The organism is Clostridium sp. AF21-20LB, assembly GCF_003478795.1.
GTDB classification, from domain to species: Bacteria; Bacillota; Clostridia; order Lachnospirales; family Lachnospiraceae; genus Otoolea; species Otoolea fessa.
Genome location: NZ_QUGD01000029.1, coordinates 23,052 through 35,851 on the forward strand (window position 1 = coordinate 23,052; position 12,800 = coordinate 35,851).

At 42.9% G+C, this 12,800-nt stretch carries 14 protein-coding genes; 10 read left to right on the plus strand and 4 right to left on the minus strand.

Features of this window, described 5'->3' with window-relative positions:
* The first annotated feature begins 91 nt into the window (after positions 1-91).
* The 3 genes from DWX76_RS12075 to guaA all read left to right on the plus strand — a co-directional run bounded on the left by DWX76_RS12075 (position 92) and on the right by guaA (position 6,296).
* On the plus strand, positions 92-934 hold the full coding sequence (locus tag DWX76_RS12075) for a formate/nitrite transporter family protein (protein ID WP_118570767.1): 843 nt from the start codon (positions 92-94) through the stop codon (positions 932-934).
* Positions 935-1,234: 300 nt separating this feature from the next.
* Positions 1,235-4,087 carry an excinuclease ABC subunit UvrA gene (gene uvrA, locus DWX76_RS12080; protein ID WP_118570768.1) on the plus strand — a complete coding sequence of 951 codons (2,853 nt, stop codon included), beginning with the start codon at positions 1,235-1,237 and terminating at the stop codon, positions 4,085-4,087.
* 667 nt (positions 4,088-4,754) lie between these two features.
* Positions 4,755-6,296 (plus strand): glutamine-hydrolyzing GMP synthase, encoded by a 1,542-nt coding sequence (gene guaA / locus DWX76_RS12085; protein ID WP_117796206.1) that lies wholly within the window; start codon positions 4,755-4,757, stop codon positions 6,294-6,296.
* Between the two features lie 83 nt (positions 6,297-6,379).
* On the opposite strand, the gene DWX76_RS12090 is transcribed toward guaA, so the two are convergent.
* From DWX76_RS12090 to DWX76_RS12105, 4 genes are read right to left on the minus strand one after another with little or no spacing between them, the layout of a single operon-like run.
* The gene (locus DWX76_RS12090; RefSeq protein ID WP_118570769.1) at positions 6,380-7,495 is read right to left on the minus strand and encodes a hypothetical protein; all 1,116 of its coding nucleotides are present in this window, start codon (positions 7,493-7,495) and stop codon (positions 6,380-6,382) included.
* Positions 7,473-7,805, minus strand: coding sequence for a hypothetical protein (locus DWX76_RS12095; RefSeq protein ID WP_118570770.1), 333 nt, complete (start codon positions 7,803-7,805; stop codon positions 7,473-7,475). The genes DWX76_RS12090 and DWX76_RS12095 overlap by 23 nt, the downstream gene beginning before the upstream one ends.
* Before the next feature lie 11 nt (positions 7,806-7,816).
* Positions 7,817-8,386 (minus strand): helix-turn-helix domain-containing protein, encoded by a 570-nt coding sequence (locus DWX76_RS12100; protein WP_118570771.1) that lies wholly within the window; start codon positions 8,384-8,386, stop codon positions 7,817-7,819.
* A gap of 24 nt (positions 8,387-8,410) precedes the next feature.
* Positions 8,411-8,884 carry a GNAT family N-acetyltransferase gene (locus DWX76_RS12105; protein ID WP_118570772.1) on the minus strand — a complete coding sequence of 158 codons (474 nt, stop codon included), beginning with the start codon at positions 8,882-8,884 and terminating at the stop codon, positions 8,411-8,413.
* Positions 8,885-9,089: 205 nt separating this feature from the next.
* On the opposite strand from DWX76_RS12105, the gene DWX76_RS12110 reads away from it, so the two are divergent.
* From DWX76_RS12110 to DWX76_RS12140, 7 genes are all read left to right on the plus strand, one after another.
* Positions 9,090-9,278: a MarR family transcriptional regulator gene (locus DWX76_RS12110; protein ID WP_087306154.1), complete on the plus strand. Its 189-nt coding sequence runs from the start codon at positions 9,090-9,092 to the stop codon at positions 9,276-9,278.
* Positions 9,279-9,293: 15 nt separating this feature from the next.
* The gene (locus tag DWX76_RS12115) at positions 9,294-9,428 is read left to right on the plus strand and encodes an Arm DNA-binding domain-containing protein (RefSeq protein WP_370823950.1); all 135 of its coding nucleotides are present in this window, start codon (positions 9,294-9,296) and stop codon (positions 9,426-9,428) included.
* Positions 9,425-9,484: a hypothetical protein gene (locus DWX76_RS12120; RefSeq protein ID WP_412694068.1), complete on the plus strand. Its 60-nt coding sequence runs from the start codon at positions 9,425-9,427 to the stop codon at positions 9,482-9,484. The genes DWX76_RS12115 and DWX76_RS12120 overlap by 4 nt, the downstream gene beginning before the upstream one ends.
* A 140-nt stretch (positions 9,485-9,624) precedes the next feature.
* Entirely contained in the window at positions 9,625-11,112 is a 1,488-nt protein-coding gene (locus DWX76_RS12125; protein ID WP_118570773.1) for an Eco57I restriction-modification methylase domain-containing protein, read from the plus strand.
* The gene (locus DWX76_RS12130; protein ID WP_118570774.1) at positions 11,105-12,025 is read left to right on the plus strand and encodes a BsuBI/PstI family type II restriction endonuclease; all 921 of its coding nucleotides are present in this window, start codon (positions 11,105-11,107) and stop codon (positions 12,023-12,025) included. Before DWX76_RS12125 ends, DWX76_RS12130 begins: the two co-directional genes overlap by 8 nt.
* Before the next feature lie 14 nt (positions 12,026-12,039).
* Positions 12,040-12,465, plus strand: a complete 426-nt coding sequence (locus DWX76_RS12135; RefSeq protein WP_118570775.1) for a TIR domain-containing protein — start codon at positions 12,040-12,042, stop codon at positions 12,463-12,465.
* Between the two features lies 1 nt (position 12,466).
* The gene (locus tag DWX76_RS12140) at positions 12,467-12,751 is read left to right on the plus strand and encodes a hypothetical protein (protein WP_118570776.1); all 285 of its coding nucleotides are present in this window, start codon (positions 12,467-12,469) and stop codon (positions 12,749-12,751) included.
* The last annotated feature ends 49 nt before the right edge of the window (positions 12,752-12,800 follow it).

The window sequence follows — 12,800 nt, forward strand, 5'->3', positions numbered from 1 at the left end:
AACCGTCTTTTTCTGTTTGAAATGGAAGGAAAGGTTATAAAACGATGTGGCAGGTTCGGAAATTCAGAAGATAAAAGGAAGAATTTGAAAAATGAATTTCGGACATAGAAAGGCTGATGGGAGGAAAATCTATGATTGCATCGAAACAGATTGCAGAAAATTATGTGGAGACGGGCAGAAAAAAGGCGGAACTTCCGGTGTCTCATATGCTGATACTCGCTTTTTCGCCGGAATGTTTATCGCGCTGGCAGGCGCGGGGGCTTCGGTTGCCTCGGCAGCAATGACAAATGCCTCGGCATCGCGGATTGCTTCGGCACTTGTATTCCCGGCAGGATTGGCGCTGGTGGTCTGCACCGGGGCGGAACTTTTCACTGGGAACTGCCTGATGACGATCTCGGCGCTGCAGAAACGGATTTCCGTGGGCTGGCTGTTTAAAAATCTTCTGTTTGTCTATCTGGGAAATCTGATTGGCGCGATCTTTGTGGCGGTTTTATTTGTCTACGGGCATATTCCAAGCCTGTACGGTGGCGATCTGGCGCAGGTTCTTCTGAATACAGCCGTTTCCAAGGTGACCCTGACTCTGCCGGAGGTGCTGTGCCGTGCGGTCCTCTGTAATGTGCTGGTTTGTATTGCAGTCTGGGCGGCGATGAGCTCCGAGCAGGTATCGGGCAAAATTCTGGCGCTTTATCCGCCGGTGGCGATTTTCATTCTCTGCGGCTTCGAGCATTGCATCGCCAATATGTTTTACATCCCGGCGGGGCTGATGATCATGGGCGAGTACGGTCTGGCAGCGGAAGGGCTGACGATCGGAACCTTTATTCTCAATAATCTGATTCCGGCTACGATCGGAAATATGATCGGCGGGATGCTGGTGATTGGAGGCGGGTACTGGCTGGTGTATCTTCGGGGAACGAAAAATCGTGAAATAAAATGAATGCGTGAAAAAATGAAATAGGGCGAAAGGGTATTTTTGTCTGGTCTCCATGCTAGGTTTGGAGTCGGGCGGAGGTGCCCTTTTTGTATTAGAATTGATGAAAAGTTTGACTTCTACTCCCAAGGAATATCTATGTTTAGCTGATTCAATTTTATCAAACAGAACAAATGTTTGCAAAGACTTTTGGAATGTGTTATACTAAGCATAATTACAGGGAAGACTGTGACTATAATGACTATAAAATAAGTCAGCAGCGACATGATAAAACAGAGCAGAGTCAATGATAATTGAGGTACAGATATGGCGAAGCAATATATAAAGATACGAGGTGCCAATGAGCACAATCTGAAAAACATTTCCATTGATATTCCGAGAAATGAGCTGGTCGTCCTGACCGGACTTTCTGGTTCGGGTAAATCATCTCTGGCATTTGACACGATCTATGCCGAAGGGCAGCGGCGGTATATGGAGTCCCTGTCGTCCTATGCGCGTCAGTTCTTAGGTCAGATGGAAAAGCCGGATGTCGAGAGCATCGAGGGTTTGTCCCCGGCGATCTCTATCGACCAGAAATCGACGAACCGGAATCCGCGTTCGACGGTCGGTACAGTGACGGAGATCTATGATTATATGCGTCTTTTGTACGCACGGATCGGTATTCCGCATTGCCCGAAGTGCGGTCGTGAGATCCGCCGTCAGACGGTCGATCAGATGGTTGACCAGATCATGGCGCTGCCAGAGCGCACAAAGATCCAGCTTCTTGCCCCGGTCGTGCGCGGGCGGAAAGGACGCCACGAGAAAGTGCTGGAGCAGGCAAAGAAGAGCGGCTATGTCCGTGTGCGGGTAGACGGCAGCTTATACGAGCTTTCCGAGGAGATCACGCTGGATAAAAATATCAAGCACAATATTGAGATTGTGGTCGATCGCCTGGTGGTCAAGCCGGGGATTGAGAAACGCCTCTCGGATTCGATTGAAACGGTCATGGGTCTCTCCAATGGTCTGATGCTGACCGATACGGCGGTGCGGGATGAAAACGGCGAAGAAAAGCACGATACCCTGACGTTCAGCCAGAATTTTTCTTGCCCGGACTGCGGTATCAGCGTGGATGAGGTCGAGCCGCGCAGCTTCTCTTTCAACAACCCATTTGGTGCGTGCCCGGACTGCTTCGGTCTGGGATATAAGATGGAGTTTGACGAGGATCTGATGATTCCAGACAAGAGCCTGAGCATCAATCAAGGTGCGATCACGGCGATGGGATGGCAGTCCTGCACGGACAAAACGAGCTTTTCCGGCGCGATCTTAAATGCATTGGCAAAAGAATACGATTTCAGTCTGGATACCCCGTTTGAAGATTATCCGAAGGAGATCCATGATATTTTAATTTACGGAACCGGCGGCAAGGTTGTGAAGGTGTATTACCGTGGACAGCGTGGAGAGGGAATTTATGATATTGCCTTTGAGGGACTGATTCAGAGCATGAACCGCAAATACCGTGAGACGTTCTCTGATTCAATGAAGGCGGAATATGAGACATTTATGCGGATCACGCCGTGTCCAGCCTGCAAGGGGCAACGATTAAAGAAGGAATCTCTGGCAGTCACGGTTGGTGGGAAAAATATTTTCGAGGCGACCGATATGTCGATCGTCAAATTCCGCGAATTTATCGATGCGCTGGAGCTGACGCCGATGCAGCAGGCGATTGGTGCGCCGATTTTGAAAGAGATTCGGGCGAGGATCAGCTTCCTTATCAATGTCGGTCTGGAATACCTTTCCCTGTCGCGTGCGACTGGCACGCTGTCCGGCGGCGAGGCGCAGCGAATCCGCCTGGCAACCCAGATCGGCTCCGGTCTGGTCGGTGTGGCATATATTCTGGACGAGCCGAGTATCGGACTTCACCAGCGGGACAACGACAAGCTTCTGGATACCCTGAAACACCTGCGGGATCTGGGAAATTCAGTTCTGGTGGTTGAGCATGACGAGGATACGATGCGCGCGGCAGACTGTATCGTGGACATCGGTCCGGGCGCAGGCGAACACGGCGGCGAGGTCGTGGCGATCGGCACAGCGGAAGAGATTATGAAAAATGAAAAATCGATCACCGGCGCATATTTGAGCGGGCGCATTCAGATTCCGGTGCCGTCCGAGCGGAGAAAACCGGCTGGCTGGCTGACGGTAAAAGGCGCAGCGGAAAATAATCTTAAGAATATCGACGTCAAATTCCCGCTGGGCGTGATGACCTGCGTCACCGGCGTTTCCGGTTCGGGAAAGAGCTCACTTGTCAATGAGATTCTTTATAAAGCGCTGGCAAAGAAGCTGAACCGAGCACACACGATTCCGGGAAAACATAAATCCATCGAGGGCGTCGAGCAGCTCGATAAGATTATCGCGATCGACCAGTCTCCGATCGGGCGGACGCCGCGTTCCAATCCGGCAACCTATACGGGGGCATTTGAGCTGATCCGGGATCTGTTTGCGGCATCTACGGATGCCAAGGCAAAAGGCTACAATAAAGGACGTTTCAGCTTCAATAAAAAAGGCGGGCGCTGTGAGGCGTGCTCCGGCGACGGCATCATCAAGATCGAGATGCATTTCCTGCCGGATATCTATGTGCCGTGTGAGGTCTGCGGCGGCAAGCGCTATAACCGGGAAACGCTGGAGGTCAAATATAAAGGGAAAAGCATCTATGATGTCCTCAATATGACGGTCGAGGAGGCGATGAAATTCTTCGAAAATGTGCCGTCCATACACCGGAAGATTGCGACACTCTACGATGTAGGACTTTCCTATATCCGTCTGGGACAGCCATCCACCGAGCTGTCCGGTGGAGAGGCACAGCGAATCAAGCTGGCGACGGAGTTGAGCAAGCGTGGAACCGGCAAGACGATCTATATTCTGGACGAACCGACTACGGGTCTTCATTTTGCCGATGTACACCGTCTGATTGAGATATTAAGACGTTTGTCGGATGGTGGAAATACCGTGGTTGTCATTGAGCATAACCTGGATGTCATCAAAACTGCTGACTACCTGATCGACATCGGACCGGAAGGCGGAGAGGGCGGCGGAACCGTGATTGCGAAAGGAACACCGGAAGAAGTGGCAGCGACGCCGGGATCGTATACGGGGAAGTATGTGAAGAAATATTTAAATGTTTAGGACAATAAGCGGGAATCCTCGGCAATTCAATTACCGAGATGAAAGCGCAGGGTGTGCATATCTGCACAATGCAAATAGTATAATAATTCTCGTCCTTTGCTCTCAGTTGAGAAGCCCCCACCTCTTTAGGTGCGAGTAATAACAAATTTGTCTCAGTGGGAGTTAGGTCTCCGATTGAGATAAACGCTCCGCGAGGATGCGCAGTGATTCTGCATAGAATATGCATTTTTACTTGCGGATAGGAATTTTCTGCACTGAAAATTCCGTACGATATCATACTGGTAGCGGATTTTGCCGATGCTTCGCTGACCAGAATCACGCGCCAAGTCTCACGGATGTTCGACTTGAATTGAATCGAAAAGTATTTTTCTGGAAAAAGTGCCTGAAAATACCGTAAAAATGGCTTGTCTTTAATTGCCGGGTATTTTATAATAAAAGTTACAGGAATTGACAGGAAGAGAACGTGGTATAGCTGCTGAACAGATTGCGACCGGTTATTTTTCGATTGGCGGCGATGGGGCTGGAACGGAGTGATTACCTGCGGCAGCAGTATGACTGTTACAGTTCACATGTTGTGCAAGCGTGTGACCATAAATCCTGGAAGTTGATTCGAAGCTACAAGTTGATGAAGTACGGATCGCAGCATAAAATTATAGGAGGAATACTCGTGGAGAAAGAGATGATCATTGTACTGGACTTTGGCGGACAGTACAATCAGTTGATTGCCAGAAGAGTAAGAGAGTGTAACGTATATTGTGAGGTTCATCCTTACACCCTGCCGCTGGAAAAAATCAAAGAGATGAACCCGAAGGGTATCATTTTCACCGGCGGACCGAACAGTGTATACAAGGAGGAATCTCCGAGATGTTCAAAGGAAATCTTTGATCTGGGAATCCCGGTACTGGGTATCTGCTATGGCGCACAGCTGATGTCCTACCTGTTAGGTGGCGAGGTTGCCACAGCACCGGTCAGCGAATACGGAAAGACTGAGGTAGAGGTAGACACAACATCTAAGCTGTATGAGGGTGTATCCCCGAAGACCATATGCTGGATGAGCCATACCGACTATATTTCCAAGATGCCGGAAGGTTTCCGTGTGACAGCCCATACTCCGGTCTGCCCGATTGCAGGTATGGAAAATGAAGAAAAAGGCTGGTACGGCATCCAGGCACATCCGGAGGTACTTCATACACAGGAAGGCTCCAAGATGCTGCATAACTTCGTATACAGTGTCTGCCATTGTGCAGGTGACTGGAAGATGGATGCGTTCGTAGAGAAATCCATCGAAGAAATCCGTAAAAAAGTAGGAAATGGTCGTGCCCTTCTGGCTCTGTCCGGCGGTGTAGACTCTTCCGTAGCAGGTGTCCTGATGGCGAAAGCGATCGGCGACCAGCTGACCTGCGTATTCGTCGATCACGGTCTGCTTCGTAAAAACGAGGGTGACGAGGTAGAGGCAGTATTTGGTCCGAACGGTCCGTACAAGCTGAACTTCATCCGTGTCAATGCACAGCAGCGTTTCTACGACAAGCTGGCAGGTGTAACCGATCCGGAGCGCAAGCGTAAGATCATCGGCGAAGAGTTCATCCGCGTATTTGAGGAAGAAGCAAAGAAGATTGGCAAAGTAGATTACTTCGTACAGGGTACGATTTACCCGGATGTGATTGAGTCCGGTCTTGGAAAATCCGCTGTTATCAAGTCCCACCACAACGTAGGCGGACTTCCGGAACACGTAGATTTCAAGGAGATCATCGAGCCGCTGCGTATGCTGTTTAAAGATGAGGTCCGCCGCGCCGGTCTGGAGCTTGGTATTCCGGAAAATCTGGTATACCGTCAGCCGTTCCCGGGTCCGGGACTTGGCGTTCGTATCATCGGTGAGGTAACCGCAGAGAAGGTACGCATCGTACAGGATGCAGACGCTATCTACCGCGAGGAGATCGCAAAAGCAGGTATCGACCGCACACTCGGTCAGTACTTCGCAGCCCTGACCAATATGCGTTCCGTAGGCTGCATGGGCGATGTCAGAACCTATGACTATGCCATCGCACTTCGTGCCGTCCTCACATCCGACTTCATGACCGCAGAATCCGCAGAACTTCCGTGGGAAGTACTTGGAAAAGTCACAAGCCGAATTGTCAATGAGGTAAAAGGTGTAAACCGCGTACTGTATGATTGTACGGGGAAACCGCCGGCTACGATTGAGTTTGAATAGTAAACAGGGAGCCGGGAAGCCGCATAAATAGCGGACTTTCCGGCTCTTAGTGTGTGGCGTGATACCTTTTTGATACCTAAATGTTATTTGATTATTTTTTTGAGATGTTCAACTTGTTGCATTATATTTGCATCCTCTTTTAACCGGTATAAAGGCTGTGAAAAGTTTCTAACAGTGCTAATAAAATCTAATAGTTTGGGTGCAGTGACATTGCTTTCAGCTTTAGTAAGTAGAGATTTGTACTGATTTAAACATAAAGGGAACTGTAATTTGCTGGAAATTTTATCGTGTGTGAATGAAGTTATTGCGAGCATGAATTGAACTTGAGTAAAATTATCAATTAATTCGTTATATATGTCTTCTGCTCCCCAGCATTTACCATTTCCGTTTGTTAAGTATGCGTCAATTATTACCATAGTATAATAAGCGTTAATTTGGATTGGAACTCCGTGCGACCCCACTAGTCGTTGTACTTGTTTTGCATATGGAGGTTCTAAGTAAAAGTTGTTTATAGTAGCGTTATGAGCATTATATAAATGTTCCAATTCAATTTTTAATTCGGCACTTCGTATAGACTCAGGCAGGTATGACTCTGCATTAACTATTTGTAAAAATTCTCTAGCTAGTTTTGCTTCAGTCTGATCATTATTAATTTGGAATTTGCTATATTTAATTCCACAATTCCATTTTACATCTTCATCTACTAAATACCATAGTTTAGGCAATAAAAGTTTAATATTCCTCTTGGTATCGCTTGTTGTATCTATCCGACAATAAATACCAAAGAAGCCATTACAAAGAGAATTGGCTTTTTCAGAAGTTAATTCACAAAAGAAATTGCTAATAGTTTCAGCTTCTGCTTCATCTAAAGTGTTTGCCTTGATATTACGTAATAATTTTCCGATTTGGATAGTTAAATTGGATAATGGGAGAGATATTACTTCTTTAATACAAGTTTCTAGCCAATCAATTAGTTGTAAGCCCGTTAATTCAACCTGATTGGGATGAGCAGCGCTAGCCCAATTTCGCATGAATTTTATATTATCAAGTAGACGATAACCAATATCAGAAATCAAACCGATTTCTTTAGCACCTTGAATAAGTTCACTATCATCAATTTTTACTAAATCATCTTCTGTAGATAGCTTAGTTCTTTTATCTGATGTTACTGCTAAATCAAAAAAAATACTGAATATCATATTGAGAGACACGAAAACGTAACTGACTTACAGTTTCATCCCATAGGTAGTTTAATGCAGCATCAAATAATCCAGCACTTACCGCAGATAAAAACTTTGAGATATAGGTGGAAGTTTCCAGAGTTTCAGATGAAAGTGGTTCTAATACATCTTCTATATTTTTAAAAACCCTACGACGTTCATCCACTTTTACTAAAATATTGTTTGTGGGTAAGCCTAAATATTCGAATACACTCAACATTTTTTCATCATAGGCTGTTAATTCGGTGGCTAATTCGCGACTACTCGCAGTAATTAATTCGTTTGGCATAAAGCTCCTTTCTAATGGTTTTTCCATTTATAAGTATTGTTGCATTTATCAATATTATCATAGTCAACACTACTACTGGAGGCAGGCCAGTTGATTTTCCATTCAAAATATTCGTTTTCTGAAATTTCTCCGCCTTTTAGCTGTTCTTTCCGCAGATACCATTCACGTAGAAATTCATTTACCAGGCCGTAATCAATCCACATACCGACAGGAGCATGAGCAGGCCATTCGTCACTATCATTATAGCGAACAGACTTATCATCAGAAACGTTGCACTTGCCGGGATTGCGGACAAGCTGAAACAGATGAAAGGTATTGCGGTTGTCCTCGTCAAGCCAGAAAAAAGTCTGCATAATGTCCTCAGCGCAGCCGGGGGCTTCTATAATAAAATTGATATAGTTGACATTCAAAATCCTGGCAATTTCCATGAGAGTATCTTTTTTGGGAACACGATAGCCGGATTCATATTGTGCCACACGAACATCAGCGTTGCGCTCCTCATATCCCAGCTTCAATCCTAGTTCTCGTTGTGTTAATCCCCGAAATGTGCGGATTCTCTTAATTCGCTCTCCCAGTATCATAATTTTGTGTCCTTTCCTTAAACATTACAAATTACACACCATAATCCATTCTTCTTCGTTTTCCCGTACAATATCAAAACCGATTTTTCGATACATTTCAGCCGCATAATTAGCCTTTTGAACAGAAAGTGAAACACGTTTATAACCATGTGTTTTCAACAAAGATAGCATTTCTTTCATCATATCGGTTCCTATCCCCTGTCCACGGTATTCTTTGTATAGAGAGATGGCAAGAGAGGGCGTTTCATCATCAATATGTCCGTAATCGTGTATAATGCGTACCCAGACAGCACCAACGATTTTTTGTTCAACTTCTGCGACTAATGCGAAATCAGCTTTTGATGCCCCGAAGCGGTCAATATAAATTTGTAATTCGGGAGAAGCGATAATATTTTTCGGTGGCGGCTTTATAACGTCTGGAATAAAAATAGCTTCGTATAGAAATTCATTCAATAGAGGATATTCCATTACCGTCATTTCTCGTATCGTGTATTCCATAAAGCCCTCCTGTGAAAATAGTTATCCCGTTTCCTACATTGTAGCATACCTAAAATAATACGGCAACAAAAACTTATCAGAAATGCTAAATTTAATAAAAAAGATAAACTTAACAAAAAAGCTATTGATAATAGCAGAAATGTTAAGTATACTGAAAATACAGGACTTAACAAAAAAGTTAAAAATCCAAAAGGAGGACGTGTATTTGAAAAATGATTTATTTGTAACAGCCGGAGAAGTGGCGCAGGACTTAGGCATTTCCAAACCATTTGCTTATAAGCTGGTGCGGCAGATGAACGAAGAACTGGAAGCAAAAGGTTTTATCACAATCGCCGGACGAGTGAGCAGAAAATACTATGAAGAAAAATTTTATGGCATGGCACAGGCGAATTAGGAAAGGAGTGAGATTATGGCGGCGTACAAAGACGAACAGCGGGGAACATGGTATGTGTCCCTTCACTATTATGACTGGACTGGTAAGAATTGCCGGAAAGTTAAGAGGGGATTTAAGACCAGAATCAGATGGCATGGGTGGGGAGAATGAACAATATCCGGGCTTGTGCGGAGGAGATTGTGTTAAAAAAGATTGTTTATGCGTAGAGTGTAGGGCGGCTTTTTTAGCTGCCCTTTATGGATTTAATTTACAGAAAAACAGAACATATGTTTCCTGAAGAGCGTTGAAAAAGGTAGTAAGTTATTGTATAATAACAAGAAATAGAAGGCTTGTAGGTAGGTGGAATATGCTAGAAAAAATTATAGAACTTACAAACGAATATATAGAGAATATGCCGAAAAAAGAACGTAAAAAATACGGACAGTTCTTTACCAGTATGGAAACTGCCCGTTTTATGGCGGGATTATATAAGTTGGATGAGAAAACAGGCAGAGTAAGTGTGCTTGATGCAGGGGCTGGTTCAGGTATATTATCATGTGCTCTTATTGAGCGAATGGAAACAATAGATTCTATTCAGGAGATTGAGCTTACCTGCTATGAGAACGATGAAAATGTATTGCCATTGTTGAAACGTAATCTGGAATATTGTAAAGAAGAGACAAGAAAAAAACTTACAGTTAATATCGTTGAAGATAATTATATTTTGAGCCAGTATTTGGATTTTAATCATATGTTGGGAGGAAATGCAGAGCCTAAGAAATATGATTTTGTGATTGGAAATCCGCCGTATATGAAAATTCCGAAAGATGCGCCAGAAGCAACAGCGATGCCAGAGGTATGTTATGGTGCACCGAACTTATATTTCATTTTTGCGTCTATGGGATTATTTAATTTATGTGAAAGTGGAGAGCTGATTTACATCATTCCGAGGTCATGGACATCAGGGGCGTATTTTAAACGTTTCCGGGAATATTTTCTGACAGAAGGGAAATTGGAACATATTCACCTTTTTGTCAGCAGAAATAAGGTTTTCGACAAAGAAAGTGTGTTACAGGAAACAATTATTATTAAAGTAAAAAAGACAAGTGAAAAGCCAGAAACAGTTACGATTACATCATCGAAATCCAATAGTGATTTTGGAGAGTTGACATCATTGACGGTTCCGTATGATCTGGTTGTAGCAGGATCAGACTATTATGTCTATCTTGTAACAGATGAAAATGAAGTGGAAGTATTAAAGAAGTTGCATAAGTTTGATAAGACGCTTCCAGCAATAGGTGTAAAAATGAAAACTGGATTGACCGTAGATTTCCGTAATCGGGAAATACTTCGAGATGAGGAAGAAGAAGGAGCAATACCTTTATTTTATTCGCAGCATATAAAACAGGGAAAAGTAGAATTTCCAATACAGAAAGAACATGAATATGTAGTGACAGAACAAAGGGGATTGATGCAGGATAACAAAAACTATCTATTTGTAAAGCGCTTTACAGCAAAGGAAGAACCTCGAAGATTACAGTGTGGAGTATATTTAGCCAAAAGATTTCCGCAGTACCAAAAGATAAGTACACAGAATAAAATTAATTTTGTGGACGGTGTATTAACGGAAATGTCAGAATGCCTGGTGTATGGGTTATATGTATTATTTAATTCTACACTTTATGATGAATATTATCGTATTTTAAATGGATCTACACAGGTTAATTCCACAGAGATTAATGCAATGCCTGTGCCGGATTTAGAGGACATTCAGGAAATGGGCAGAAAAGTGCTTAAGAGCAAGGACTATTCAGAAACAAATTGTGATTTGATATTGGAGGGATACTGTGGATAAGAAAATAGAAGAAGCAAGAGAATTTCTGCAAACAATTGGTATGCCAAAAGCACAGCAAGCGGATATATGTTGCTATGTGATACTGGCTATGGCAGGGATAAAGCCGGATATGTCATGGAGTGAAGCAACAAATGAATGGATTCGTATTCATGATATTATTCAGGTTGTTAATACATTTTATGGCATGAGTTATGCGGAAAATAGTAGAGAAACATTTAGAAAACAGGCTTTGCATAGATTTCGTACTGCAGCTTTGATAGAGGATAATGGAAAAGCAACCAACAGTCCGAACTATCGCTACAGATTGACGGAAGAAACAATTAAAATACTGAGAACGATGGAAACACCAGCGTGGAAAGAATCTATAAAGCGGTTTCTTTGTTACCATGAAAAGTTAATTGATTTGTATGCTTCTAAAAAGAAGATGACAATGATGCCGGTAAATATAAATGGTGAAAGTTTTAAATTTTCTACGGGTAAGCATAATGAGCTGCAAAAAGCCATTATCGAGGAATTTGCACCAAGATTTGCACCAAATTCTGAGTGCTTGTACGTTGGCGATACAATAGAAAAAGATCTGGTAAAGAATGTAGAAAAATTAAAAGAACTGGGATTTGAAATTACGTTACATGATAAGATGCCTGATGTAGTGCTATATCGTGAGGATAAAAACTGGATTTATTTTATTGAGTCGGTAACGTCTGTAGGGCCGATGGATCCGAAACGTATATTGGAAATCACGGAGATGACAAAAGATGTTACGGCAGGAAAAATATTTGTAACAGCATTTCTGGATTTCAAGACGTATAAGAAATTTGCTGAAGAACTCGCATGGGAAACAGAAGTTTGGATTGCTGAAATGCCGGAGCATATGATACATCTGAATGGCGATAGGTTTATGGGACCAAGGTAGAAGGGAGAATGGATATGGCAAAACCTAAAATATTTGTATCGTTTGATTTTGAAAATGACAGAAGTTATAAATATACTTTAAATATGTGGAATGCAAATTCAAATTTTGAATTTACTTGTAATGATAAATCACCGAGTGAAATTCAGAGCTGGAATATACCAACGGTTAAAGCAGTATTATCCAGAAAAATTAATGAAGCAACGCATGTTGTGGTCATAGTAGGAAAAGAAGCTAATAAATTACATAAGGACAGGGGACTTATAGGTTATCGTAATTGGCAGAATTTTGAAGTTGCAAAGGCAAAAGAACTGGGAAAACATATAATTGCAGTGCAATTAAACTCTTTGTATGAGTATCCAGAAGAATTGAAAAATTGCGGTGCCAAAAGAGTTTATAGTTTTAATCATGATGATATTGTACGTGCAATAAGAGGGTGGTAATATGGATACATTGGATGTGCTGTATGACCACTATAAGGAAACATTCAGTCTAAGCAAGGAATCACAGGGAAGAAGAAATAAAAGTTTTGTTATTCTTTGCGTATTAGAAGCGATTTCATTTCTACTTTTAATAAGACCGGAAATGGCGTTTGAACTCATTTTAAAAGGTATAAATAGAGATATAGAAACACCCTTACAATTGAGTAATACGATTATTCAAACTTTAATTTGGTTATTGATTGTATATGTGATGATACGTTATAATACAAGACATGTTATATATTGAGCGACAATATACTTTGTATGAGTATCCACTTTGTATGAGTATCCAGAAG

Bases quoted from the DNA above. Each gene is read 5' to 3' on its own strand.
- uvrA (WP_118570768.1), top strand. From the start codon at position 1,235: ATGGCGAAGCAATATATAAAGATACGAGGTGCCAATGAGCACAATCTG.
- DWX76_RS12105 (WP_118570772.1), bottom strand. From the start codon at position 8,884: ATGGAATACACGATACGAGAAATGACGGTAATGGAATATCCTCTATTG.
- DWX76_RS12135 (WP_118570775.1), top strand. From the start codon at position 12,040: ATGGCAAAACCTAAAATATTTGTATCGTTTGATTTTGAAAATGACAGA.
- DWX76_RS12140 (WP_118570776.1), top strand. From the start codon at position 12,467: ATGGATACATTGGATGTGCTGTATGACCACTATAAGGAAACATTCAGT.
- DWX76_RS12095 (WP_118570770.1), bottom strand. From the start codon at position 7,805: ATGCCAAACGAATTAATTACTGCGAGTAGTCGCGAATTAGCCACCGAA.
- DWX76_RS12125 (WP_118570773.1), top strand. From the start codon at position 9,625: ATGCTAGAAAAAATTATAGAACTTACAAACGAATATATAGAGAATATG.
- DWX76_RS12100 (WP_118570771.1), bottom strand. From the start codon at position 8,386: ATGATACTGGGAGAGCGAATTAAGAGAATCCGCACATTTCGGGGATTA.
- DWX76_RS12115 (WP_370823950.1), top strand. From the start codon at position 9,294: ATGGCGGCGTACAAAGACGAACAGCGGGGAACATGGTATGTGTCCCTT.
- DWX76_RS12090 (WP_118570769.1), bottom strand. From the start codon at position 7,495: ATGATATTCAGTATTTTTTTTGATTTAGCAGTAACATCAGATAAAAGA.
- DWX76_RS12075 (WP_118570767.1), top strand. From the start codon at position 92: ATGAATTTCGGACATAGAAAGGCTGATGGGAGGAAAATCTATGATTGC.